This window comes from Kitasatospora sp. NPDC091276 (genome assembly GCF_040684355.1).
Taxonomy (GTDB): Bacteria; Actinomycetota; Actinomycetes; order Streptomycetales; family Streptomycetaceae; genus Kitasatospora.
Window position 1 is genome coordinate 89,715 of sequence record NZ_JBFBFU010000028.1, and the last position, 24,000, is coordinate 113,714.

A 24,000-nucleotide genomic window follows, 5' to 3' on the forward strand; every position below is an offset into this window, starting at 1 on the left:
GCGGGCTTGCCCTCGACTCCACTCTTGACCCCGGGAGACCTCCGGATGCGTTTTCTCTGCCTGCCGCAGATTCGCCACGGGCAGAGGCGACGGCCCGGCCCGGCTGCGCACGGCCCGGCGGCCGGCCGGGAGAGCCCCCGACCGGCCGCCGGGCGGGACCGGTCAGAGCGGCAGGCCCTGCCAGCCGCCGAAGGTGGTGGGCGTCGCGCCCGTGCGGTAGTAGACGCGGCCGTCCGAGCCGATCGCGAACACGTGGAGGACGCCGCCGCCGTCGACGAGTGCGGCCGGGTAGTCGAGGACGGTGCCGCCGAGGTCCTGCCAGGTGCCGTAGCCGGAGTTCGGGGCGGTCTGGGCGGTGGTGCTCACGCCGCCGCCGCGGTTGCGCTCGAACAGGACGACCCGTCCGCCGACGGTGGCCGCCGCCGGCTCGCCCACTCCCCCGTCTCCGCCGAGGGGGGCCGGGGACCGGCTCCACTCGCCGCCGGGCCGGGTCTGGTAGCTGACCAGCATCGCGCCGGTGCCGACCTCGCGGTAGGCGAGTTCGATGCGGCCGTCCTGGTCGAGCGCGGCCTTGGGCGGGCTGGCCGGCCGGGCACCCGGGATCGGGCCCGGGCCGCCGAAGGCGCCGTTCGGGGCGCCCTGCCACCAGCCGAGGATTCCGGTGCGGGTGCTGGCGAACACCTCGATCGCCCCGACGCCGTTGCGGATCGCGGTGACCGGGTCCTGGAGGTCGGTGCCGCCCAGGTCCGTCCAGGTGCCCGTCCACACCCCGCCCGGGGTGGTCTGCCGGATGCTGCTGAGGCCGCCCCCGCCGTTCTTGACGAACAGTTCCAGCCGCCCGTCCTGGTTGCCGGCCACCACGGGCACGCCGACCTGGTCCTCGTTGCCGAGTCCGGTGTTGGGGTTGCCGTGGTCGGCCCAGCTGTTCCACCACCAGCCATTGGGCGCACCCTGGGGCAGGGAGATGATGTGGTGATCGGTCAGGCGGCGGGCGAAGACCTCCAGCCGGCCGTCGGCGTTGGTCCCGACCGCGATGCCCGGCGCCAGTCGCCCACCCGGGTCGGCCATCCGCACCGGACCGCCCCAACTGCCGTCCGCCTGGCGCCAGTAGGTGTAGAGGGCGCTGGCCCGGACGACGAAGACCTGAGGCCGGCCGTCCTGGTTCAGCCCGGCCCAGGAGGTGCCCCGCGACCAGCGGTAGTACATCCGGGAGAACCAGGCGTCGGAGTAGTTCCCCGAGTGGTCGTGGCTGGCGTACTCGGAGACGAACACGCCCTTGGCGCCGGTCGTCGCCGGGTCGAGGTTCACCGGGGAGTCGCTGATGTTGTAGTCCCGGTAGTTCACCTGGATCAGCGGGCCGCCGTACAGCAGGGCCGCCTGGCCGGCGAACTTCGCGGCGGAGACGTGGTCCGAGTGGTCGCCCGAGTAGCGGCTGTCCGGGAGTTCGTCCTGGGCCCGGAGCACGGTCGGCTGGTACATCACCATCAGCTGCCGCAGCACCTCGACGACGTCCGCCGCCGTGTAGGTCGACGGCCCGGACAGCGGGCTGCCGACCGGGACGACCGTGGTGTCGGTGCCGCCGGCCAGGACGGCGCCGAGCCCGGCGTCGTGCAGGTTGAGGAAGATCAGGTGCACTGGGCGGTCCTTGAGGACGTACCGTTCGACCTGCTTGCCCGCGACCGTCCACGCCTCGGCCGTCCAGTGCCCGACCTCGTCGGTCGCCGGGTCGGTGTCGCCGACCCCGGTCATCCGGGAGTAGGCGTTGATGGCGCCCATCTGCCGGTTCCAGGTGCGCAGCGGCTCGCCGGCCGTGTCCCAGCAGGACGTGGCGCACGGGTCGCCGGTCGCGTTGCCCGCGGTGACGAACACCGTGACGGACGGGGTGCCGATGGCGAGCGCGTTGGACAGGTCCGGGTTCATGAACAGGATGTCGTCGTCCTCGTGCGCGACGACCTGCATGAACAGCGGCCCGGAGGGGGCGGCCGGGGCCGCCCCCACGGCCGCGGCCGCGCGGGTCGCGGTCCCCTTGGCCAGGACGGGCGCGGCCAGGGCGGTGAGCGCGACGGAGGTGAGGAGTTGCCGTCGTCCGATTGCCATGTGATTCCCCCCAATTCGAGATCGGCATGTGATCACGCCAGGACGAGGCTAGCGCATATCGGGAAGGCAATACCCTGGACCGCATCGCGCAAATTGCCATCGGGGGAAGTCAATTGACGCATCATCAAATTACTTCAACCGCTCCCCGCCCATCGGGCCTCTTTCCGGACGATCCCGTTCCTTTCGGAGATGGAATCGGCCCAGCGAGCGATAAGACGACAAGCCGAGTCCAACCCGTGCGGCCGGGTGGGGCAGAAGACCGGTCCGTGCGGCCGGGTGGGGCAGGAGGCCGGTCGCGCGAGGTGACGGCGTGTCGGCAGATCCCGTCGGTCGGTCCTCCCGAGCACCCGGCGGCGCCCCGCGGCGGTCAGCCGAGCGAGTCCACCAGTTCGGCGATCGCCGTCAGCGGCTGGTGGGCCGCGAGTTCGGCGGCCAGGTCGGCGGCGTTGGCGCGGTAGGCCGGGTCGGCCAGGACCCGGTCGACGGCCTCGCGCAGCTCCGGCTCGCCCGGGCGCCCGGTGCGCAGGTCGATGCCCACACCGCGCCAGGCCACCCGGGCGGCCACCTCGGGCTTGTCCTCGCTGCCGCCCGCGACCACCAGCGGCACCCCGAAGGCCAGCGCGGTGTGGACACCGCCGTAGCCGCCGTTGCTGATCAACACGTCGGCGTGCGGCAGGAGCCGGTCGAACGGCAGGTAGCCGGCGGCCCGCACGTTGTCCGGCAGGCCGCCGAGCGCCTGCGCCAGCAGCTCGGGCCCGTCCGGGCGGACCGTGGCCGCGACCACCAGCAGGTCGGGGCGGTCGGCCAGCGCCCGCACCGCGGGGATCAGCAGCTCGGTCAGGTCGTCATTGGCCAGGGTGCCCTGGGTGACCACCACGACCGGGCGGTCGGAGGCCAACTCCGGCCACCACTGCGGCAGTTCCACCTCGTTCCGGTTCTGCGGCGCCAGCGCGCCGATGTAGCGCAGCGAGGCCGGCGCGTCGCTGCGCGGGTACTCGAACCCCGGGACGGTCAGCTGCAGGTAGTGGTCGGGCCCGGTGACGGCGGCGTTCGCCCGTGGCCCCGGCGGCAGTTCGGCCCCGACCCCGGCGAAGACCTCGGCCGCGTACTGCCGCAGCGGCTCACCGCGCAGCGCCGCCTCGGCGTTCAACTCCCGGTTGCGGGCCAGCCCCTCCGGTCCCGCCTGGGGCGCCAGCGCAAGCCCGAAGGGCGCGGTGTCGACACTCTGCAGCATCGGCGGGGACACCCCGATGCCCACCACGGCCGGCCGCTCGCCGCGCGGATGGGCCAGCGCCAGAGCCACCGCGCCGTGGAAGAAGCAGTCACCGAGCACGACCGTGGCCGGGAACTCCGCCAGCAACGCGCGCAGCGCCCGGTACTGCGCGGGCACCGGGTCGATGAAGATGTTCCGGGCGTCGAAGGCCAACCGCTGTGGCCCGGGCGGCAGTTCGGCCCGCCCCGGGAAGGAGTCGTTGATCCGGCGGTCGTCGAAATCCGCCTCCGGCGGCAGGGCGACGAAGCGCGCCCCGGTCTCCTCGGCGGCCCCGGCGAACCGCGCCCCGCCGAGGAAGACCACCTCGTGCCCGCGCGCCACCAGGTCGGCGGTGATCGCCAGCATCGGCGCGGTGTGCCCGTGCGCGGGCATGGCGGCAGTGATGATCCTGGACATGTGAAACCCCCCATAGTCGTTCGTCGGCCGGTCCGTACGCACCCCGTGGTCGCCCCCGCGCACCCGGCCCACAGCGCAGGCTAACCCACCACGCCGCGTCCGCCCGACACCGACACCGGCGGCGGGGCGGCGGGGCGGCGGGGCCAGGCGGGACGGGCGGGGGTGCCCGTCCCGCCGGCTCGTCAGGCAGTCAGGCAGTCAGGTCCTCAGCTGGTCAGCTCCTCAGCTCGTCAGCCACGGTCGTCAGGAGACCACGTCAGCCGGGCAGAGCCGCTGGGTGCCAGGGCGTCCGCGCACGGTGGCGTCCACGCAGCCGCCCGGCAGGCCGTCGTGGACGGTGGTGCCGAAGTTGGCGGTGACGGTCAGCGCGCCGTCGCCGAAGACGGTCCGCTGCACCAGGTGGTCGCCGGTCAGCCAGCGGAAGGAGGTCAGCTGCTGGGCGCCGGCCGCCTGGTGCAGCGGCGCGAAGTACTGCTGCAGGGCGGCCAGTTCCCGAAGGTTCTGCCCGTCGTGCGGGTCCTTGTCGCTGAGCACGAAGTTGAGCGGGGTGTTGTCGAGCATCGCCAGCAGCGCACGCGTGGTCTTCTGCTCCGGCAGCTTGCTGAAGGGCAGTTCCCAGCGTTCGACGTTGACCAGCGAACCGTGCAGCGCCGTCTCGTACAGCGGCACCCGGTACCGCGGGTCGTACATCGCCTTCAGGGCGGCGGCCACCCGGGCCTGGTGCTCGGGCTTGAAGTCCGTGGTGCGCACCGGCTTGAAGAAGGTGGCGGCGGCCTGTTCCGGGGCGTAGCCGCCCCAGGCGCCGTCGTCCTTGGGGTCCTGCGGCCCGTTGTCGAAGTGCCCGGACTCCATCGCCCACAGCCGCCCGTCCACCGGGGTGCCCGAGCCGTGGTCGAAGGCCAGCACCTGGTTGGCCCAGGAGCCGGCGGACTCCGATCCCAGGACCAGCGGGGCGGGCCGGCCCGTGGACGCGTCGTACGAGCCGTCCGTCAGGCGCCGCATCCGGGCGAGCCGGTTGGTGCGGTCCTCGTCCATGGTCATCGCGTGGCCGGGGTCGAAGTCCTGGAAGAGCTCGCCCGCCGCGTCCACGTCGAGGAAGTAGCTGTCGGCCCCGTTGGCGACCAGCGAGCGGGTGCGGTCCGCGAGGTAGTGCTGCTGCGGCTCGGCCTGCTCGAACGCCTGCGAGCTGAGGTAGCAGCCCTTCTTGTGGAAGCCGGGTTGCGGCGTTCCGTCGGCCCTGAGGACGCAGAACCGGGGGTAGACGTCGTCCGGCCAGACGGAGTTGGGGGACGAGTCGTCCGTCTTCTGCTGGCCGTTGGCGAAGGAGTCGTACGGCCCGACCAGGTAGCCGGCGGCCTCGGCGGCCTTGACGTCCTCGCCCGTCATCGGCGAGTCGTCGGAGTCGTAGCCGAGCCAGAGCCGGGAGACGCCCAGTTCCTTGAGCCGGTCGAGGTAGGCGGGCCGGCGGGCGCCGCCCCAGGCGTAGGCGTGGAAGGCGCCGAGCAGCTTCGCGGTCTGCGGGTTCTGCTTGATCTTCTCGCTCAGGCTGCCCAACTGCCCGTGCTCCGAAAGCCAGTTGCGGTAGTCCACGGCCGGGGCCACCGGGGAGCCGTCGGTGAGGGAGAAGGCCACGGTGTACGCGCCGGTGCCGTTCCCGGCGGAGAATCCGTGCTCGGCCGTGGCCCGCAACCGCCCGTCCTGGGAGGCGAACGTCAGCGACGTGCCGATGTCGGTGGGGACGATGTAGCTGACGCCGGCCCGGCCGGAGCGGAGCGTGTAGCCCCACATCGGCATGGACAGCTGCGAGCTCAGCTCCTGCTCCTCGCCGACCAGCGCCCCGTCGGAGGAGTTCCAGAACGGGTCGTCGACGGGAACGGACAGCCCCTCGCCGCGCGGGAGCTGGACCTCGGCGGCGGCCGCATCGGTGGCGGTCACCGGCCACCGCACCGAGGTGTCGCCGCCGCTCCCGGTGAGGGCGGTCCCGGTGAGGGTGACCAGCAACCGGCCGTGATCGGGACGGACTTCGGCCCGCAGGCCCTTCTCCGGATACGACCAGGCGGCGCCGCTCGCCGTCCTGACCGGGGCGCTCGCCCTGCCCAGCCCCTGGGCGGCCGGAGCGGACAGCAGGACCACCCGCCCGTCCTCGGTCCGGGCCTCGGCCCGCAGCGTGGCCGCGTCGATGGTGGCGGTGCCGCCGCGCACCGGCACGTCGACGCGCCCGTCATGGACCCGCACCCGCATCGGCGAGGCGGAGCTGCCGGTGGCGCTCGCCACGGTTGCGGACACCAGCGCGGTGGCCATGGCGAGGACGAGAACGGCGCGCGGAACGTGCCGGCGGGCGGGGCCCGCAAGGGATGACGTATGAGTACCGGTGTGCATGACACAGTGATACGGAGGACTCCTAAGAAGTCCTTAAGAACCGACCATTGACCACCGGTCATGCTGACGCGGCACCCGAGCTTGGACGTGCTGGTCCGGCGGTCCGGCGGTCCGGCAGGGCGCTCGGTGGGGTGAGGGACGCCGTCAACGCCTCCGCAGATCGAGCGAGACGACGGTCAGCCGACGCAGTTCCTCCGGAGCGTCCGGGTGCCTCCCGTCGGTGATCTCCGAAAGGGTGCCGAACGAACCGGGGTAGACCATGACAGAAAGGCCTTCCTGGACAAGACACGCGAATATTGCGGACTCCTCCAGAAAGTACTGTGCGGACATTTCGACCCGCCTCTCCAGGTCGGCCTCGGCAAGTTGGCCGGAATGCCTGGTGTGGAAGCTCCGCCCGAACGCGTCCACGGACTCCCGGAAGTTCCGGTCGGCCCGGTGGTAGTCGGTGAGGCTTCGATGCTGCTTTGCGTAGGAATCCCACCGCTGCACTTCGGAGCAGCGCAGGAACGTGAATTCGGTCTGCTCGCGTTCGGCCGCGAACAGGGCCCGGGTGTCGGCGATGAAGCGGTCGCCCAGGGCCAGCGCCCGGGAGAGCGCCTCGTCCTCCGGCAGGCCCCGGGTGGACGCCAGGGTGATCCGGTGGATGCTGTCCCCGACCAGCACCGTGCAGCGGGGGAACCGCCTGGCTATCCAGCGGAGCATCGCGGCGATCTTGCCCGGAGCGAAATTGCCGCTCTCCAGACTGACGCCGAGGAAGCACTGCCCCTGATCCGCCAGTCCGGTCCGCCGGGCCGAAGGGGAGACCAGGTCAACACTCGCCTTGTAGGAGGTTTTCGGTTGATTCTCGGAAATTCCTGATATGCCGACAGGGGTCTGTTCGTAAGGAGGCATGCGAAAACCCCTCCGGGCCATCGAACGAGTGAGCGACGATCAGTACGGGGTCGACGTTAGATTTCGTCTGACTGATCGTCAAATCTCTTCAACTCGCCCACGAAACAGGGGCGGTGGGGCATGGGTGCGACAGAGGCCCTGACCTTGACGGACAGTCGATGACAACGGGGACGACCGTCGCGGGGGGAGCCGGCGGCCCGTCAGCGCGCGGCTTGTCCGAGGCCGTCGAGGATTCGGCAGACTGGCACTCGCCCTGCCCGACGAATGATGTCCACGGTCGCCGCCGACAGCGCACCACCCACCGGCAGCCCCTGGGAGCTCCGATCCTTCGGCTCTGCGCGGCACGACACGGGTTGATCCAACTTCGGGGCTCTGGGTGTCAGTTCGCGGTTTCGGCGAAATGCTCAGACGGTCCTCAAATCCGACCGGAAGGTCTTGCCCCGCCGCGTCGGATGAGTGACGGTATGTACCGGCTTCGTTTGCAGAACGCAACCTGAGTCGCCCGGATGGCGGCGTGTCGTGGGGGAGATCAGCGTGGCCGAAGACGCCGACTACATCATTTCGCCGCCGACGGGCCCGGGCGGTGGTGGCCCGGCAGGCGCTGGGGCCCGTCCTGCTGGGCCGCCTTCGGCATCCGGCGCGGCGCCGTCGCCGTCGCCGCAGTCGCAGTCGCAGTCGCAGCCGCCGGTTCCGCAGCACGCGCCGACGGCAGGCCCGGGCAGGCCCCGGCTCGCTCGGGTACCGCGCCACTGGCAGCTGATCGTGGCCGCGGTCGTGCCCTGCCTCGTCCTGGCCGGCGTCGGGTGGTGGCTCTGGCCGCAGCAGCCGACGAGCCTGCCGCCGCACGTGGCCGCGGGTACGGTCCAAGCGGACCTCGTGAGCCCTGACAGCGTCAGTCGGCTGGCCGGGACGACGCTGGTCGCCGGCCCGCAGTCGAACCGTCCGCACGCCCCGCTCGCCGTGTCGCCGTCGGAATGCGCCGTCGCGGCGGGGCCGACGACCCAGTCGGTCTACGGACAGGCGTGGACCGCGTTCCTGTCGGCGACCTACCAGGACGCGGGGGCCACGGGCGCCTACACCGTGAACCAGGTCATCGGCGTGTTCCCGGACAGCGAGAAGACCGGCGCGGCCTTCCAGGCGCTCACCGACGGTCTCACCAAGTGCCCGTCCTCGACGGTCACCGACCAGGCAGGTCGTACCGCGAAGTGGGCCTACACGGCCCACCCTCCCACCGAGGTCGCCGTGGCGTGGACGGCGGCGCAGGACGGCGCACAGGACGGCGGCGCGCAGTGGGCCTGCCACCACCAGGCGCGGGTGAAGGGCACGAGTCTGGTCCAGGTCGCCGTCTGCCAGGCGGGCGACGGCCAGCCGACCACCGCGAAGCTCGCCGACGAGCTCACCGGGAAGGTGAGCGGATGACCGCGTCCCCGTACGGCCCGGCCGCTCGCCGCCGGCGAACCGTACGGACGACCGTACGGGCGACTGTGCGGATGACCGTACGGACGGCCGTACGGCGATTCGTTCTCCTGGCGCTGGCGGCCGTGCTGGTGCCGGTCGTCGGCGCGGGAGCGCCCGCGTTCGCGGCCACCGGCGCTGCGGCCGTCCTGGCCCAGTCGGGCGGCGTCGCTGTCCTGGTCCCGTCCGGGGACGTCGCGGCCGCCTCGGCGCAGCTCATCCGGGAGGTCGAGGACTTCAACCGGCAGGAGGCGGAGATCGCGCAGCAGGAGAAGGCCGTGGTCGCCGAGGCGGAGCAGATCACCAAGGATGCCGCCGCCCTGCGCAACGACACCGCGGCGTTCGAGACCAAGGCCGCTGCCGCGAAGCAGAAGGCCGGCAGCTTCGGGACGCGCGCGGCGGCCCTGGCCTCCAGGATCGATGCCCACAACAACAAGCCGCACACCTTCCAACTGCCCGCGCAGGCCGCCGCGTCCAGCGCGTACGACGCCGAGGCGAGCGAACTGAGGACCGAACAGGCCCAGCTCCAGGCCGAGAAGGGCAGCCTGGAGAACGAGCAGTCCCAGCTCGGGCAGGAGGAGTCCAAGCTCAGTTCCAGGCAGTCCCAGCTCAGCGCCGCCGCCAAGGCCCAGGAGGCGAAGGCCAAGGAGCTCCAGGCCAAGGAGCAGCAACTCCAGCCCCGGGCACAGCAGTTGCTCCAGCAGATGGCCCAGGCCACCCAGAGCCTCGCCGACAATCCACCGGACCCGGCGGCGGCGATGGACCAGGGCGGTGACGCGGCCGCCCCTCCGCAGCACCGCACTCGCGCCCCGTCCCAGAGCCAGAACCAGAACCAGGGTCAGAGTCAGAACCAGTCCCAGAGCCGGAGGCGGGGGGTCGACACCGTCGACACGGCCGACGCCGCCGGCACCGCCGACAGCCCGTACCAGCAGCCGCGAACCTCCGCCCTGAAGGCCTACGCGAAACAGGCCGGCACCACCGTCGACATGCGCCCGGGCACGGCGTACCTGCTGCCCGAGGCCGTCGGGCAGCTTCCCGCCGCCCAGGCGGCACAGCTCGGCAGCCCGTCCATCGCCTACGACGGGCTGGTCCGCAAGCCCGACGGGAACTACACGGCCCTCCAGGTGCAGATGCCGGGGGCTGCCGCGGCCCCCGCCCTGGAGGTCTTCAGAACCGCCATGGACCGCCGGGGCCGGCTCGTCGCGTACAAGGCCGGCGTGAAACTCGTCATCGACGAGATCAAGACCGTCCAGCCGGCGCCGGAGCCTCCGGAGACCGGCCCCGGGAGCCCGTCGCCCTCTCCTTCCGGCAAGGCCGCCTGCCTGACCCAACCCCGGGGCAGGCCGAGCGGCAGCGGATGGATCCTCAACACCGAGCAGCCCGTGCCCAGTCGCAACCGGACCGCGGGCCCGAGCCCCTCCGGCTCCCGGGCCCCCGCGCCGGCCACCAGGGCCGGCAAGGCGGAGGCCTGCCTGACGAACCCCCTGGTCAAGGGGGACGAAGCCGGCGGCGACATCACGGGCTGGGAGGACGCGAACGCGCAGTCCCCCGGCGGCGGCCTCGCCCGCTGCCACCTGATCGCCAACGTCCTCGGGGGAAGGGGCAGCCACAAGGAGGACTGGATCAACCTCGTCCCGTGCTACCAGCTCGGGATGAACATCAAGGGGATCAGCATGAGGATGTTCGAGGCCAGGGTCCAGAAGGAGGTGAACGCGCTGTCCGCGGACGGGGACGCCGCCGTGTACTACGTGGTGACGCCCCTCTACCGGGACGACGGCAGCACGATCCCGTGGGGCGCGAGCATGAGCGCCACGGTTCAGCTGCCCGACGGCGCGTCATGGCCCGTCTTCAACGAGCAGACCCTCCTGAACGTCCCCGGGGACGGCGGGCCCAGTCTGGGGAACTGAGACCGGGAGACCGGGACAGGGGAACCGAGACCGGTACGGCTGGGAGGCCGGAATGACCCGCACCACCCCGCCGAGGCCGGATGACATCGTGGCGGCCTTCCCACGGCTGGCCCCGCTGGCCCGGACGGCGACCCGGCTGCACCCGCGGCCCGGATCGCCGTCCCCGCGGGAGAGCTCGGTCGGAGGTCCGCTGCTGTGGCCCGCCGCCGAGCCGTGGCCGCACTGCGAGGGCACGCACCGGGTGCCGGCCGTGCTGCCGGCGACCTCCCCGGCCGATGTCCGGTTGTTGCGCGAGATCCGGGCGGCTGCCCGGGCCCGGCCACCGGGCGCCCGCTCCTACACCCCGCAGGAGCGCGCCGTGCTGGCTCGGGCCGGCGCCGGCCGCCCGTGCCCGCAGGGGCCGGTCGCGATGCTGGCCGTGGCCCAGCTGTACGTCCGCGAGGTGCCCGACCTGCGTCCGCCCGAAGGCGCGGACCTGCTCCAGGTGCTGTGGTGCCCCTTCGACCACCCCTTCGACCGCCCCTTCGACCACCCCTGGGGGAACATGCCGAGGACCGAGCTGTTCTGGCGGTCCGCCACCGCGGTCGGCGAGGTCCTCACCGCGCCTCCGCAGCCGCCCGCGATCCAGTACGAGGACTACCTGCCGCAGCCGTGCCTGGTCTCCCCCGAGCAGGTCACCGAGTACCCGTTGGCAGTGGAGCTCGACCCGGACCTGCGCGCGCGGGTCCGGGCGTGGAGCGCGCGGCGGAAGACCGGCGCGGAGCCGGGCAGCGCCTACGACGGGGCGGAGGACGGCTACTACGACCGGGAGTTGTCCGTCGCCCCCGGTTGGAAGGCCGGCGGCTGGGCTCCCTGGAGCTTCACCGATCCCGCTCCGCAGTACTGCCGCGCCTGCGGCTGCCGGATGGACCCGATGCTGACCATCGCCACGAAGGAGCACCGCGCGGACGTCCACAGCTGGATCCCGTACGAGGACCTGGCCGCCGCGAACCGGGCCGCCGTCCACCCCGACCCGGCGGCACCGACCATGATCACCGTCGGCGACGGGTACAACCAGCAGATCTACGCGTGCCCGGCGGCCCCGGACCACCCGCACACCGCACTGCTGCAGTAGCCGGCCGGAGCCGCCGCGCTGCGCCCGGGCCGACGCCCCGTGACCCGAACGGAGTATGCCGCGCCCGGAAACCCGGCAGCGCCCACCGCGGGCGACGGGCGGCGGGAAGCGGCCGCGCCGGTGCGTGGACGTCGAGCGGCTGGTGGGGCGGTCGCGGACGCGGATCGGCAGAATCGAGGCGTGGGGGCGGCCCCGGCTGCGCCGCAGGCGGCTACGTGAGAGGACCATGCCATGCCCGACTTCCACCCGAAGCACGATCATCTGATCGTCAAGCCGATCGGGGTTCCGACCCCGCAGGACCCGGAGACGTGGACGGGCGAGGTGGTGGCGGTGGGGCCCGGCCGACAGCTGGGGAGCGGCAAGCCGCACCCGGTGGACGTCAAGGTCGGCGAGAAGATCCTCTTCAACAGGCTCTCCGGTTCGGAGATCCGGGTGGAGGGCGAGGAGTACGTCGAGCTTCCCGAGGACGAGATCCTCGCGCTCTCCGCCGAGTAGTCCCGACAGCCCCGAGTCGCTGTACCACCGTGCCCCCGAGACCCCCTTGGAGATTCCCGCCATGACCGAGCAGGCACCGGCCCGGATCGGCGTCACCGGATTGGCCGTGATGGGCCGCAACCTGGCCAGGAACTTCGCCCGCCACGGCTATCGGGTGGCCGTGCACAACCGCACGGCGGCGCGGACCACGGCGCTGCTGGAGGAGTTCGGGCACGAGGGCGAGTTCGTGGCCGCCGAGACCACGGAGAAGTTCGTCGCGGCCCTGGAACGCCCCCGCCTGATCGTGATCATGGTCAAGGCCGGGGCGCCGACCGACGCGGTCATCGACGAGCTGGTGCCGCTGCTCGACGAGGGCGACGTGGTGGTGGACGGCGGGAACGCGCACTTCCTCGACACCAGGAGGCGGGAGGCGGCCCTGCGCTCACGCGGCCTGCACTTCGTGGGCAGCGGCATCTCCGGCGGCGAGCAGGGCGCCCTGGAGGGGCCGAGCATCATGCCCGGCGGCACCCCGGAGGCCTACCGGGTCCTGGGACCGCTGCTGGAGGACATCGCGGCCAAGGTCGACGGCAAGCCCTGCTGCACCCACGTCGGACCGGACGGCGCCGGCCACTTCGTCAAGATGGTCCACAACGGCATCGAGTACGCCGACATGCAGCTCATCGCCGAGGCGTACGACCTGCTGCGGCACGGCGCCGGACTGCAACCCGACGCGATCGCCGAGGTCTTCCGGACCTGGAACGGCGGGCGCCTGGAGTCCTACCTGATCGAGATCACCGCCGAGATCCTCGCCCACACCGATGCGGCGACCGGGAAGCCCTTCGTCGACATCGTGCTGGACCAGGCCGAGCAGAAGGGCACCGGCCGCTGGACGGTCCAGAGCGCGCTGGAGCTCGGCGTGCCCGTCAGCGGGATCGCCGAGGCGGTCTTCGCCCGGGCGCTGTCCGGCAGCGTGCCGCTCCGGCAGGCCGGCCGGGGGCTGCCCGGCCCCACCGAGACCTGGCTCGACAGCGCGGCGGCGGACCGGTTCGCGGACGACGTCGAGCAGGCGCTGTACGCCTCCAAGATGGTGGCCTACGCCCAGGGCTTCAACCAGATCCAGGCCGGCAGCGCGGAGTACTCCTGGCAGATCGACCCCGGTGAGATGGCCGCGATCTGGCGCGGCGGCTGCATCATCAGGGCCCGGTTCCTGGACCGGATCAGGGCCGCGTACGAGGCCGACCGGGAGCGTCCCACGCTGCTGACCGACGCGCACTTCCGGGAGGCGCTCGGCTCCGCGCAGTCGGCCTGGCGGCGGGTCGTCTCGACGGCGGCCCAACTGGGGGTGCCCGCCCCCGGCTTCGCGACCGCGCTCGCCTACTACGACGGCCTGCGGGCGGAGCGCCTCCCGGCCGCGCTCGTGCAGGGACAGCGGGACTTCTTCGGCGCGCACACCTACCACCGTGTCGACCGGGAGGGGACCTTCCACACCCGTTGGGAGCTGGAGAGGCGCCCGGAGGAACAGCGCTGAGACACCTGAGACACCCGCAACCACCGTGCGGGAGCGGCATACGGACAGACCGGCGCCACAGAAGGTGATTCCGCGGTCACCATGGGTAGGAGCGTGGCGCAATCCCCTACCTCCAGGAGACCCGCATGGCCCAGCAGGCCGACCTCATCCTCCACGGCGGCGAGATCGTCACCGTCGCCGAGAGCACCGGAAGCACCGCGAGCAGCGAAAGTGACGCCCGGCGCCCCGAGGCCGAGGCCGTGGCCGTCAAGGACGGCACGATCGTCTTCGTCGGCCCCCGGCAGGAGGCGCTGGACCAGTGGCGCGGCCCGCACACCGTCGTACGGGACCTCAAGGGCCGCGCCCTGCTGCCCGGCTTCGTCGACGCGCACGGGCACCTCGGCGGCATCGGCCTCCAGGCCACCATCGCCAACCTGCTGGCCGCGCCGGACGGCGACGTCACCGACCTCGACTCGCTGAAGGACAAGCTGCGCGACTGGGCCGGGAGCACGGTGGGCGCGGACTCCGAGTGGATCGTCGGGTTCGGGTACGACGACGCGATGCTCGCCGAGGGCCGCCACCCCACCCGCGACGACCTCGACGAGGTGTCCACGGACCGCCCGGTGCTCGCCATCCACCAGTCCTTCCACCTCGGCGCGGTGAACAGCCTCGGCCTGGAACGGCTCGGCTACTCGGCCGCCACGCCCGACCCCGAGGGCGGGGTGATCCGGCGGCGCGAACTCGCCGTCCCGCCCGCGTACGGCGAGCCCGACGGGGTCCTGGAGGAGAAGGCGTTCACCCCGGCCTCGGACCTGGCGCTCGCGGGGCTGCCGGAACGGGCACAGCTGATGCTGTTCATCACCGGCGCCGCCACGGCGGCGAGCTTCGGCTTCACCACCGTCCAGGAGGGCGGCACCACCCTCGCCAACCTCAAGGCGCTGCGGGACACGGCCGCCGCCGTGCCGTTCGCGGTCGACGTGGTCGCGTACGTGAAGGCCGGCGAGGCGACCTCCTCCGCACTGGACGACCCGATCGGGGTGAGCGACGAGTACGTGGACGGCGTCCGCGCGGCCGGGGTGAAGCTGGTGCTGGACGGATCGCCGCAGGGCCGCACGGCGTGGCTCACCGCGCCGTACCTGACGCCGCCGGCCGGGCAGCCCGAGGACTACTGCGGGTACCCGGCGGAGCGGGACGACGCGGTGGTGGCCAAGCAGGTCAGCACGGCGGTCGAGCGGGGCTGGCAGGTCCTGGCGCACGTCAACGGCGACGCGGCGATCGACCAGTTCCTCCGGGCGGTCGAGGCGGCCGGGCCGGGCCGGCGCCCGACCGTGGCCATCCACGCGCAGACCGCCCGCGAGGACCAGGTCGAGGCGTTCGCCCGGCTGGGGATCGTGCCGTCCTTCTTCTCCATGCATACCTACTACTGGGGCGACTGGTACCGCGGGACCGTCCTCGGCGAGGAGCGGGCGGCCGCCATCTCCCCCGCCCGCTGGGCGCTCGACCGCGGCCTGCGCTACACCTCGCACCACGACGCGCCGGTGGCGCTGCCCGACTCGATCGCCGTGCTGTCCAGCCAGGTGACCCGGCGCACCCGAACCGACGGGGTCGTCCTCGGACCGGAGCAGCGGGTGTCGGCCCTGGAGGCGGTCCGCGCGATCACCCTCGACGCCGCCCACCAGTACGGCGAGCAGGACCGCAAGGGCAGCATCGAGGTCGGCAAGCTCGCGGACCTGGTGATCCTGAGTGCCAATCCGCTGACGGTCGACCCGGAGGCGATCCGCGACATCGAGGTCGTCGAGACGATCAAGGCGGGAACGACCGTCCACCCGCCGGCACCCGCCGCCCGGGCCTCCGCGACCCCGGCCACCGCGCCCACCCCGCAGTGGGGCTGCTGCTGAGCGTCCGGGGCCGGGCCGGGGAGCTCCCGACACACGTATTCCGACACGAGACGAGGGCGTAGAGCAATGGTGTCAACCACACAGCAGGGGCGCTTCGCAGGCAAGGCGGCCGTCGTGACCGGTGGGAGCCGCGGGATCGGCGCGGCCGTCGCCCGGCGGTTGGCGGGCGAGGGCGCGGCCGTGGCGATCGGCTACCGGGGCAACCAGGCGGCCGCGGACGCACTGGTGACCGAACTCGCCGCCGCGGGCGGCCGGGCGATCGCCGTCCGGGCCGACGTCGCGGAGCCGGAGCAGATCGCGGCGCTGATCGAGCGGACGGTGGCCGAGTTCGGGCAGTTGGACGTGGTCGCCTCCTGCGCGGGCATCGAGTACTTCGGCGCACTGGAGACCATCACGCCGGCCGACTTCGACCGGGTCTTCGCGGTGAACACGCGCGGGCAGCTGTTCACCGTGCAGCACGCCGCGCCGCACCTGCGCGAGGGCGGCCGGATCGTGCTGACCTCCTCGGTGAGCGCCGGCAAGGCCGTCTTCCACCACACCTTGTACGCGGCCAGCAAGGCCGCCGTGGAGTCGATGGTCCTGAACCTCTCCGCCGAGCTGGGCACGAGGGGTATCACCGTCAACGCCATCGCCCCGGGCGGGACCGACACGGACATGGCCGTCGAGAGCGCGCCGCACTACGTGCACCCCGACCTGGCCGGCACGCAGGACCTGGCGCGGCTGCTCGGCACGCTGACCGCACTGCGGCGGCTGGCCCGGCCCGAGGAGGTGGCGGCGGGGTACGCCTTCCTCGCCTCCGACGACGCCGCCTACATGACCGGCCGCACCCTCCAACTGGACGGCGGGACGTTCTGAGCACCCCGCGCGGACCTTCTCCAGGGAACCGGGGCCAGCCGGCGCGGGCGGGCCGGTGACGCGGGCGGGCCGGCGGGGGTGGCAGGTGGGGGGGGTGGCAGGCGGGGGGGCAGGCGGGGGGTGGCAGGCGGGAAGCTGCCGGTGGATCTGCCGATCGGCGGCGCGACGCGGACCTAACGTTCGGTGCGGCGCCGGACGCAGCGGGGCGGGCGCCGCAGGAATCCCCCGCCGGCTCGTCAACTCCGCTGTCCCCGGAAGGACTTCAAGCCCACCCATGTCCAGACTCCGCTCCCGGGTCGCCGCCCTGGCCGCCCTCGCCACCATCGGGTTCGGCGCCCTCACCACGGGTACCGCCGACGCCGCCCAGGCCGCCGCCCCGGCCCCGGCCGCCGTGACCGCCGCGCCGTCCGAGCCCACCCACATCCCGATGAACAGCCTGCTGAACCGCGACCAGGCCTGGTACTCGCCGAACGGCCACATCATGCTGGCCATGCAGGGCGACGGCAACGTCGTCCTGTACCGCGACACCACCCCGATCTGGGTGGCCAAGGGCGCCGTCCCCAACGGCAACGTCCTGGTCATGCAGGGCGACGGCAACCTCGTCGTGTACTCCGCCGCCAACACCCCGCTGTGGGCCAGCAACACCGGCGGCAACCCCGGCGCCGAACTGGCCGTCTACAACGAGGGCGCGATCGCCGTCCAGCTGAACGGCAAGATCCTGTGGACCAGCGCCCCGTCGACGCCGACCCTGCCCAAGTGCCCGCCGTGGGGCCCGCCCTACCCGGGCCAGGTCACCTGGCCGTGGTGCCCGACCTGGCCCTTCCCGAGCTGACCCCCACCCCGGACGGTCACGCGACCGGCCCGTGCCCCAGCCGCCCGAACGGCGGCAGGGGCGCGGGCCGGTGCCGTGACGGTCGACCGGCGTACCGGCCGGCGGCCGTCCGCGCCTACGCGTCGGACCCGCGGATGTCCTGGAGCGCGAGCCGCAGCAGCACGTGGTCGGCGGCGGAGCGCCAGCCGCTGTCGACGGTCAGCGAGTGCGCACGGTCGGGGAAGTGCTCGAGGTCGCTCGTCGCCGTCGAGTCGTCGTACAGCTTGTACACCGAGCGGGTGACACTGTCGGGCACCATGCGGTCCTCCTGGCCGGAGATGAGCAGCAGGGCGCCCGCCGCGCGTTCCCGGTGTCCATCCTCCGGCGCGGGTGTGCCGCGCCGCCCGCACAACGCGTGCAGCCAGGCACCGTGGATGAGGACGACGGGGGTTCGGGTCACGGAACAGTCCCCCGCGGGGCGTCGGCGGGTACCCGGCAGGTGTGTGCGGGAGCGGAAGGGAGCAGGGTCGTCCATCGGTGCCCACGGCGGAAACAGTCGAATGACGTAACGTCGCGGAACAATGTCCCCGACCATGTCGCCGACCGCGCGATGTCCTGTCGGCGCCGCCCCGCCGTGTCGGCGCTCCCCGCCCGCCCGTCGGGGATGGTCGGGAATGGTACTGCACGGCCCCGGGGGAATGCCGCACACTGCCGGCACCCTCCTCCACGGAAGCTCCGGCGTGGGTACCATGCGCAACGTCATCCATTACTAGGGAGTGAACGGTTGTGACCAGCCAACCAGCCAGCACGCTCCGTACGCGGCTCGTCGATCAGGCCGCATCGGATCTGGAAGAGAACCGTCGGCGTCAGCAGGAACTGGCCGAGGAGGCCAGGATGCTGAAGCAGGAGGAAGCCCTCCTGGTCGACATCCTCCGCCTCGCCGAACGGTACGAGGGCCTGTCGGAGCCCGCGTCCCTGCCCGAGCAGGCGCAGGACGAGCCCGTGCTCACCGGGGCGAAGCGACGCCGGGCGTCCGCTTCGGCCCCCGCCCGCACACCCGCGCCGCGCTCGCCGCGTTCGGCACGGACGGGGAAGAGCACGAAGACCGGGAAGACGGGGAAGACCGGGACCACGGCGCGGACGGCACTGACGGTTCGGACGGGGAAGCCGGCACGGGCCGCCGCGGCGGGGACGTCGCGGCAACCCCTGCTCGGAGAGCTCCTGTTGGCCCTGCTCAGCGGTCACGACGAACCGCGCCTGGCGAAGGAGCTGCGGGAGGAACTGCTGGCGAAGCACCCGGACCGCACCCCCACCCCGCAGGTCGTGCGCAACACCCTGGAGTCGCTCGTGGCCAAGGGGAACATCCAGCGCCACAAGCAGCAGCGGTCCGTGCTGTACACCCTCGCCGAGTCCGGCCGACACGCGCTCGCGGCGCAGGAGAGCGCTCAACGGCCTTGACCTCAAATGCCGTTGAGTACGGGAGGCCCCCGATCCCGGGCTTCTCCTCGTTCGGCGCCCAGGAACGCGTATGTGTGTCCAACGGCCTCGCGTACGACAGTCACATGTCTCGCCGATGCGGTCACGTGACTGTCATACGTGTGAGAGAGCCGGCCGGACGGCGCTCCAGCCGCGCCTCCGGGGCGGGCGCTCTCCGCCGCCCCGTCCTCATCGCGGACCGGCCGTCGCCACCCCCTCGCGCCGGAGCGGACGCTGCCAGCCCGTCGCCCGTGCCGTCTCGGACGCGGCAGGGGCATGCTCCTCCAGCCTGTTCAGGGCGTCCCCGAGGGCGACCCACGTCGTGATGCCCGGCTTGGGGAAGATGCGGTACAGGTGGGCGCTGACGGTACGCGGGGATGCCGCCCGCCGGGGAAAGGGCGTTGGTCGCCTCAGGTCGCGAGGGGCAGGTCCAGGACGCGGCGCGCGGCGCGTTCGCCGGTGGCGAGCGCGGCGTTGGTGGTGCTGTAGGCGAAGTGGTCCCCGGCCAGTTGGACGGGGGAGGCCGGATCCAGGCTCGCGGTGAAGGCGGCGAGGTCCCGGTACCCGCCGGCCGGGCGGGCGAGGACCGCGTTCTCCCAGCGCTGGACGACGGCCATCTCCCGGTGGTCGTCGATGTGGGCGGCCAGACCCGGCATCACCTCGCCCACGGCCGCGCGGGCGTCGGCGATCACCGTGTCGTCGTCGAGGGCCATCCGGGCGGCGTTCCAGTGGTGCCGGAAGACCAGGGTGACCAGGCCCCGGCCGGCGGGGGCCCGGCCGGGGCCGAGGTTGTGCTCGTACAGCGCGACGCACAGGTCCGGGTGCTCCCGGCGCGGCACGGCGACGCCCAGGGCCGTCTCGGCGGGAGGCCGACGCAGCCCGAAGGTGACGTGAACGTCACTGGTGTACCGGACCCCGTCGAGGTAGCGGCGCTGGTCGTCGTCGAGGGTGGTGACGATCCGGGCCGCGACCGGGGCGGGCACGGCCACGACGCAGGCGCGGGCCCGCTCCGTCCGGACCTCGCCGTCCCGCTCCCACACCACCACGGCCCCGCCCCCGTTCCCGTCCCGGCGGACCTCGGTCACGTGGGCGCCCAGTTCGACGCGGGTGCCCGGGGCGCGCATCACGGGGGTGTCGAGGAGGTGTCCGGGGAGGCTCCCGACGCCGCCGTCGAAGGTGAAGCTCGCGGCCCCGAACGTGCCCCACATGATGCAGAAGGCGCCGACGGCGGCGACCTCCTCGGCGGGTACGAGGAACTGGGTGCTGCACAGGGGCTCGATCAGGTAGTCCAGGAGCTCCCGGTCGAGCCGGCGCAGGGCGTGCTCCCGAGCGCTCTCCCCGTCGATCCCGGCGGCGCCGGACATGTCCTCCCAGCGCAGCCGGCGGCGGGCGGCCGCCAGGTCGCGCAGCAGGTTCAGCGCCTTGAACTTGGCGCGCCACCCGAGCAGTCCGGTCCGCAGGAGTCCCGAGGCCTGGACGAGTGAGAGCCGGTGCACCCGGCCCTCGCGCAGCACGCCCAGCTCGTCCGAACACGGGAGCATGCGCGTGGCGAGCCCCGCGTCCTCCAACAGCCGAATCATGGGCGCGTAATTCCGGGAAAGCCAGCTCGCGCCGCGGTCGACGCGATATCGGACGTCTCCGACCGGCACTTCGCGGGTGGACATCCGGCCTCCGACGTGGTCCTCCTTTTCGAACAGAGTGACGTCGCAACCGGCCTGGCGCAGCCGAAAAGCGGCGGCCGCTCCCGCGATTCCGGATCCGACCACGATCACGCGGTCCTCACGACCCTTTTCGGCCATGTAACGCCTCCTCGGACATCCCGGTTCCCCGGGTTTCTTTTCGCGTGGGCAGAAACACTCTGGGACGACGCGGAGTTGTCCGTCAACCCCACCGGATCTCCTGCGGCACGACCACCATGGCGCTCCTGCCAGTACCTTGACGCCCCGTTGACACCCGTGGACACCGGTGTTGAGATCGATGCGAATCGAGGGAGGCGGCGGTGCGCCGCCGTCACCGTCGCCGTGTTCACTGCCTCCCACGCCCGAAACCGCGAGAAACCGTGAGAAGCCACAAGAAGCCGCGAGAAGCGAAGCACGAAATCCGGTGCGCCGCACCGAACGGACTGGCGTGTCGCCAGGGGGCGGTACAACGGCACTGATCCAATCGGCGAGGAAAAGGAGGTACCGCATGCGGAAGGAACCGCCGACGGAACGCGAACTCCCGGCGTACGGGGACGAAGTCCTCGCCTTCGCCCACCCCGCGCAAATGGAACGCCTGAACGCCCTGGCCGATTTGTGCGATCCCGCGACGACCGGCGATCTGGCGCGTTGGGAATTACCGGCCGGGGCCCGTTGTCTGGAAATCGGGGCGGGGGCCGGGACCTTGGCCCTGTGGCTCGCCCGCCGTCACCCCGAGGGCGAGGTGACGGCCACCGACACGGACCTCCGCTTCCTCGCGGGCCCGCGCCACCCGGCCCTGCGGGTGCTGCGACACGACGTGCGCACCGAAGGGTTCCCGCCCGACACCTTCGACCTCATCGTCGCCCGCAGTGTCCTGTGCCACCTGCCCGATCGCGCCTCGCTGCCGGGGCGCATGGCGTCCTGGCTGAAGCCGGGCGGCCGCCTGTACATCGAGGACCCCTCGTTCTTCCCCTCCGCCTCCTCCCCCGATCCGGTCGTGCGGCGCCTCGGGGCCGCCGTCACCACCACCCTGGCCACGACGCTCGGCAGCGACGTGGCGGCCTGGGCCCGGTCGTTCCCCGCCCCGCTGCGGGGCCTGGGGCTCGGCGAGGTGGGGATGCGGGTCCACTGCCCGACGCTGACGGCGACCAACGCGGCGGGGCGGGCCTGGGCGCTCTCGATCGCCGATCTCCTGCCCGCGATGGCACGCTCCGGCGCCCTCGGGGAGGCGGAAGGCGCCGAGGCGCTGGCCCACCTGCGCCGCCCCGGGTTCGTCGACACGGCGCACGCGATGATCGCCATGTGGGGCGTGCGCCCGGCGCGACGCCGGCCGGAACGACAAATGGCGCGACAACCGAAGGCGGGGGCCGCATGACGATCGACGTGCTCAAGGGCTCCGCGATCCGGGACGTCCCGGCCCGCCACGGCGACCACGCCGGGACCGCCGACGCGCAGACCCTGCGGTGGGTGGAGGCCGCCGGCCTCTGCGAGACGCCGGCGGAGCTGCGCAACCTCGCGCGGATCCGTCCCGGGCTGTTGGCGGCGTGGTGCCATCCGCGGGCCGACCGGTCGGACAGCGCCCTGGTGGCGATGTGGATGGCCTGGCTGTTCCTCCTCGACGACCGGATCGACGAGGGCGACCTGGGGCGTGACGCCGATCGCCTGGAGGAACACCTGCACGAGCCGCTCGGCATCGTCTCGTGCGGGTCGGCGCCCACCTCGCCCATGGGGCGGGCCCTCGCGGAGATCGTCGAGCGGGCCTCGGACGCCATGCCCGACGCCTGGGTCCTGAGGTTCCGTCGTCACGTGGCCGACTACCTGTCCGGCTGCGTCTGGCAGGCCGCCCACCGGCAGGCCGGCCACGTCCCGTACCCGGACGGGTTTCCCGCCTGGCGCCGGGCCTTCGGAGCGATCATGCCCTCGTTCGACCTCGTCGAGCGAACGGACGGCTGCTTCCTGCCCCCGTCCCTGTACTACTCCCGCCCCTTCCAGGAACTCCTCGTCGCGGCGGCGGACCTGGTGTGCTGGACCAACGACCTGATGACCGTGGACAAGGAGGCCGCCCAGGGCGACCCCCACAACCTGGTGCTCGTCACCGCCCACCACAGCGGCATGGACCGGCACGCCGCCACCCTCCTCGTGACGGACGCCTTCGAAGACCGCCTGCGCGCCCACGCCCGGGCCCGCCGCGAACTCACCGGCCTCGCCCGCGCGCTCGCCACGCCACCCGCCCTCCGGCGGCAGGCCGACCACTGCGCCGAGGCGCTCCTCGACTGGGCCCGGGGCCACCTGGAATGGGGCCTGAGCACGCCCCGGTACCACACCGGAACGACAACAACCGCGCCTGCGCCCACGGGAGAGGACCACCATGCCGACACCCCCTGACCCCACCGGCCGCCGCCCGGCCCGGGTGCCGGGCGCCGTCCCGCTCCTCGGGCACGCGATCCGGCTGGCCAGAGCGCCCCTGGCCTTCCTCGACGCCCAACGCCGCTACGGGGACGTGGTCGAGTTCCGCATCGGCCCCCGGCCCGCCTACCTCCTCAACCACCCCGACCTCGTCATGGCCCTGCTGACCGGACCCGGGGGACGCTTCGACCGCGGCGAGATCTTCACCAAGTCCCGCCCCCTGTTCGGCACCGGCATCGCCGTGGCCGACGGCACCCACCACCGGGACCGCCGCCGCGTCGTCCAACCCCTGCTGAGCGCCGCCCGCCTGCCCGGATACCTCGGCACCATGGCCGAACTCGCCACCGCCCGGGCCGACTCGTGGCGCCACGGCCAACGGATCGACCTCAACGCCGAGATGGCCGAACTGACCCTGAACGTGGTCGCCGCGACCCTCTTCGGCCGTCCGCTCCCCGCCGGCGCCGCCTCCGTCGTCCACCACGCCCTGCCGGTCGTCGTGGCCGGACTGGGCCGCAGGGCCTACGGGCCCGCCGCCGCGTTCCTCGACCGGCTGCCCGGCCCCGAGCGGCGCAGCTACCACTCCGCCCTGAACGACCTCCACGGCGTCGTCGACGCCCTCATCGACGCGGACCCGCACAACGCCGCCCTGACGCACCTGTCGGTCGGCGCCGACCGACGGCAGGTCCACGACGACGTGACCTCCCTGCTGGTCGGCGGCTCCCACACCAGCGGAGCGGCCGCCGCCTGGCTGTTCATCCTCCTCGCCCGCCACCCCGAGCTCCGCCGCCGGGTCCGCGAGGAGGTCCGCCGGGTCGTCGGCGACCGCCCCGTCGAGCCGGCGGACCTCCCCGCGCTCGTCCTCACCCACCGCGTCGTCCAGGAGACCCTCCGGCTCTACCCGCCGATCTGGCTGTTCCCCCGCCGTACGGGCAGTGCGGTGGAACTGGGTGGCCACCGACTCCCGCCCGGGGCCCAGATCTTCTACAGCCCCTACGCCCTGCACCGGGACCCGCGCTGGTACCGCAACCCGGGCGCGTTCGACCCCGACCGCTGGGACCCGCAACGGCACCCCGCTCCCCCGCGCGGCGCCTACCTGCCCTTCGCCGCCGGTGTGCACGGCTGCCCCGGCGGCGACTTCGCCCTGGCGGAGCTCACCCTCCTGACGGCGGCGGTCACGGCCGCCTGGCACGTGGACCCGGTCCCGGGCAGCCGCCCCCGCCCGATGGCGGCGGCCACCCTCGGCCCCGCGCCCCTCACCGCGACCGTGACCGCTCACTCCTGAGCCCGCCCCTGAGCCCGCGCTGGGAGGCCGACGCCCGGGCGCACGGATCGACGGCGCCGGGACGTTCCGGATCTTCTGGTCCGTCGTCCTGCCGATGTCC

The 24,000-nt window shown here is 73.0% G+C and carries 18 protein-coding genes; 12 read left to right on the top strand and 6 right to left on the bottom strand.

The annotated features are described in order from the left end of the window. Nucleotides 1-162: 162 nt before the first annotated feature. The 4 genes from AB0O19_RS29540 to AB0O19_RS29555 all read right to left on the bottom strand — a co-directional run bounded on the left by AB0O19_RS29540 (nt 163) and on the right by AB0O19_RS29555 (nt 7,036). Nucleotides 163-2,097: a PIG-L family deacetylase gene (locus tag AB0O19_RS29540; protein ID WP_363623850.1), complete on the bottom strand. Its 1,935-nt coding sequence runs from the start codon at nt 2,095-2,097 to the stop codon at nt 163-165. 367 nt (nt 2,098-2,464) lie between these two features. Next, nucleotides 2,465-3,766 carry a nucleotide disphospho-sugar-binding domain-containing protein gene (locus tag AB0O19_RS29545; protein ID WP_363623852.1) on the bottom strand — a complete coding sequence of 434 codons (1,302 nt, stop codon included), beginning with the start codon at nt 3,764-3,766 and terminating at the stop codon, nt 2,465-2,467. A 243-nt stretch (nt 3,767-4,009) separates the two neighbouring features. Beyond that, nucleotides 4,010-6,067, bottom strand: coding sequence for a glycoside hydrolase (locus AB0O19_RS29550; protein ID WP_363623854.1), 2,058 nt, complete (start codon nt 6,065-6,067; stop codon nt 4,010-4,012). Between the two features lie 222 nt (nt 6,068-6,289). Continuing rightward, the gene (locus AB0O19_RS29555) at nt 6,290-7,036 is read right to left on the bottom strand and encodes a tRNA-dependent cyclodipeptide synthase (RefSeq protein WP_363623856.1); all 747 of its coding nucleotides are present in this window, start codon (nt 7,034-7,036) and stop codon (nt 6,290-6,292) included. Nucleotides 7,037-7,882: 846 nt separating this feature from the next. Between AB0O19_RS29555 and AB0O19_RS29560 the strand changes: the two genes are divergently transcribed. From AB0O19_RS29560 to AB0O19_RS29595, 8 genes are all read left to right on the top strand, one after another. Then, on the top strand, nt 7,883-8,455 hold the full coding sequence (locus tag AB0O19_RS29560) for a sensor domain-containing protein (RefSeq protein ID WP_363623885.1): 573 nt from the start codon (nt 7,883-7,885) through the stop codon (nt 8,453-8,455). Between the two features lie 71 nt (nt 8,456-8,526). After that, on the top strand, nt 8,527-10,398 hold the full coding sequence (locus tag AB0O19_RS29565; protein WP_363623858.1) for a DNA/RNA non-specific endonuclease: 1,872 nt from the start codon (nt 8,527-8,529) through the stop codon (nt 10,396-10,398). Nucleotides 10,399-10,450: 52 nt separating this feature from the next. Then, nucleotides 10,451-11,512, top strand: coding sequence for a hypothetical protein (locus AB0O19_RS29570; protein ID WP_363623860.1), 1,062 nt, complete (start codon nt 10,451-10,453; stop codon nt 11,510-11,512). Between the two features lie 231 nt (nt 11,513-11,743). Beyond that, complete coding sequence (locus AB0O19_RS29575; protein ID WP_363586919.1) at nt 11,744-12,007, top strand: hypothetical protein; 264 nt, start codon at nt 11,744-11,746, stop codon at nt 12,005-12,007. A 61-nt stretch (nt 12,008-12,068) separates the two neighbouring features. Beyond that, on the top strand, nt 12,069-13,514 hold the full coding sequence (gene gndA / locus AB0O19_RS29580) for an NADP-dependent phosphogluconate dehydrogenase (protein ID WP_363623862.1): 1,446 nt from the start codon (nt 12,069-12,071) through the stop codon (nt 13,512-13,514). A 125-nt stretch (nt 13,515-13,639) separates the two neighbouring features. Continuing rightward, on the top strand, nt 13,640-15,391 hold the full coding sequence (locus AB0O19_RS29585; protein WP_363623864.1) for an amidohydrolase: 1,752 nt from the start codon (nt 13,640-13,642) through the stop codon (nt 15,389-15,391). A 114-nt stretch (nt 15,392-15,505) separates the two neighbouring features. Further along, complete coding sequence (locus AB0O19_RS29590; RefSeq protein ID WP_363623866.1) at nt 15,506-16,246, top strand: SDR family oxidoreductase; 741 nt, start codon at nt 15,506-15,508, stop codon at nt 16,244-16,246. 274 nt (nt 16,247-16,520) lie between these two features. After that, on the top strand, nt 16,521-17,078 hold the full coding sequence (locus tag AB0O19_RS29595) for a hypothetical protein (RefSeq protein ID WP_363623868.1): 558 nt from the start codon (nt 16,521-16,523) through the stop codon (nt 17,076-17,078). A gap of 115 nt (nt 17,079-17,193) precedes the next feature. Here AB0O19_RS29595 and AB0O19_RS29600 read toward each other — a convergent pair whose 3' ends face one another. Further along, on the bottom strand, nt 17,194-17,517 hold the full coding sequence (locus AB0O19_RS29600; protein ID WP_363623870.1) for a hypothetical protein: 324 nt from the start codon (nt 17,515-17,517) through the stop codon (nt 17,194-17,196). A gap of 326 nt (nt 17,518-17,843) precedes the next feature. Here AB0O19_RS29600 and AB0O19_RS29605 point away from each other — a divergent pair, with 326 nt between their 5' ends. Beyond that, complete coding sequence (locus AB0O19_RS29605; RefSeq protein WP_363623872.1) at nt 17,844-18,515, top strand: hypothetical protein; 672 nt, start codon at nt 17,844-17,846, stop codon at nt 18,513-18,515. Nucleotides 18,516-18,943: 428 nt separating this feature from the next. Here AB0O19_RS29605 and AB0O19_RS29610 read toward each other — a convergent pair whose 3' ends face one another. Next, nucleotides 18,944-20,332, bottom strand: coding sequence for an NAD(P)/FAD-dependent oxidoreductase (locus tag AB0O19_RS29610; protein ID WP_363623873.1), 1,389 nt, complete (start codon nt 20,330-20,332; stop codon nt 18,944-18,946). 388 nt (nt 20,333-20,720) lie between these two features. Here AB0O19_RS29610 and AB0O19_RS29615 point away from each other — a divergent pair, with 388 nt between their 5' ends. From AB0O19_RS29615 to AB0O19_RS29625, 3 genes are read left to right on the top strand one after another with little or no spacing between them, the layout of a single operon-like run. Continuing rightward, nucleotides 20,721-21,587 (top strand): methyltransferase domain-containing protein, encoded by an 867-nt coding sequence (locus tag AB0O19_RS29615; protein ID WP_363623875.1) that lies wholly within the window; start codon nt 20,721-20,723, stop codon nt 21,585-21,587. After that, a complete protein-coding gene (locus tag AB0O19_RS29620) occupies nt 21,584-22,597 on the top strand; it encodes a terpene synthase family protein (protein ID WP_363623877.1) in 1,014 nt (337 codons plus the stop codon). Before AB0O19_RS29615 ends, AB0O19_RS29620 begins: the two co-directional genes overlap by 4 nt. After that, nucleotides 22,581-23,900, top strand: a complete 1,320-nt coding sequence (locus tag AB0O19_RS29625) for a cytochrome P450 (RefSeq protein ID WP_363623879.1) — start codon at nt 22,581-22,583, stop codon at nt 23,898-23,900. Before AB0O19_RS29620 ends, AB0O19_RS29625 begins: the two co-directional genes overlap by 17 nt. The last annotated feature ends 100 nt before the right edge of the window (nt 23,901-24,000 follow it).

Coding starts and splice junctions, on each gene's coding strand:
- AB0O19_RS29540 (WP_363623850.1), bottom strand. CDS start 2,097: ATGGCAATCGGACGACGGCAACTCCTCACCTCCGTCGCGCTCACCGCC.
- AB0O19_RS29545 (WP_363623852.1), bottom strand. CDS start 3,766: ATGTCCAGGATCATCACTGCCGCCATGCCCGCGCACGGGCACACCGCG.
- AB0O19_RS29550 (WP_363623854.1), bottom strand. CDS start 6,067: ATGGCCACCGCGCTGGTGTCCGCAACCGTGGCGAGCGCCACCGGCAGC.
- AB0O19_RS29555 (WP_363623856.1), bottom strand. CDS start 7,036: ATGCCTCCTTACGAACAGACCCCTGTCGGCATATCAGGAATTTCCGAG.
- AB0O19_RS29565 (WP_363623858.1), top strand. CDS start 8,527: ATGACCGTACGGACGGCCGTACGGCGATTCGTTCTCCTGGCGCTGGCG.
- AB0O19_RS29570 (WP_363623860.1), top strand. CDS start 10,451: ATGACCCGCACCACCCCGCCGAGGCCGGATGACATCGTGGCGGCCTTC.
- AB0O19_RS29575 (WP_363586919.1), top strand. CDS start 11,744: ATGCCCGACTTCCACCCGAAGCACGATCATCTGATCGTCAAGCCGATC.
- gndA (WP_363623862.1), top strand. CDS start 12,069: ATGACCGAGCAGGCACCGGCCCGGATCGGCGTCACCGGATTGGCCGTG.
- AB0O19_RS29585 (WP_363623864.1), top strand. CDS start 13,640: ATGGCCCAGCAGGCCGACCTCATCCTCCACGGCGGCGAGATCGTCACC.
- AB0O19_RS29595 (WP_363623868.1), top strand. CDS start 16,521: ATGTCCAGACTCCGCTCCCGGGTCGCCGCCCTGGCCGCCCTCGCCACC.
- AB0O19_RS29610 (WP_363623873.1), bottom strand. CDS start 20,332: ATGGCCGAAAAGGGTCGTGAGGACCGCGTGATCGTGGTCGGATCCGGA.
- AB0O19_RS29615 (WP_363623875.1), top strand. CDS start 20,721: ATGCGGAAGGAACCGCCGACGGAACGCGAACTCCCGGCGTACGGGGAC.
- AB0O19_RS29620 (WP_363623877.1), top strand. CDS start 21,584: ATGACGATCGACGTGCTCAAGGGCTCCGCGATCCGGGACGTCCCGGCC.
- AB0O19_RS29625 (WP_363623879.1), top strand. CDS start 22,581: ATGCCGACACCCCCTGACCCCACCGGCCGCCGCCCGGCCCGGGTGCCG.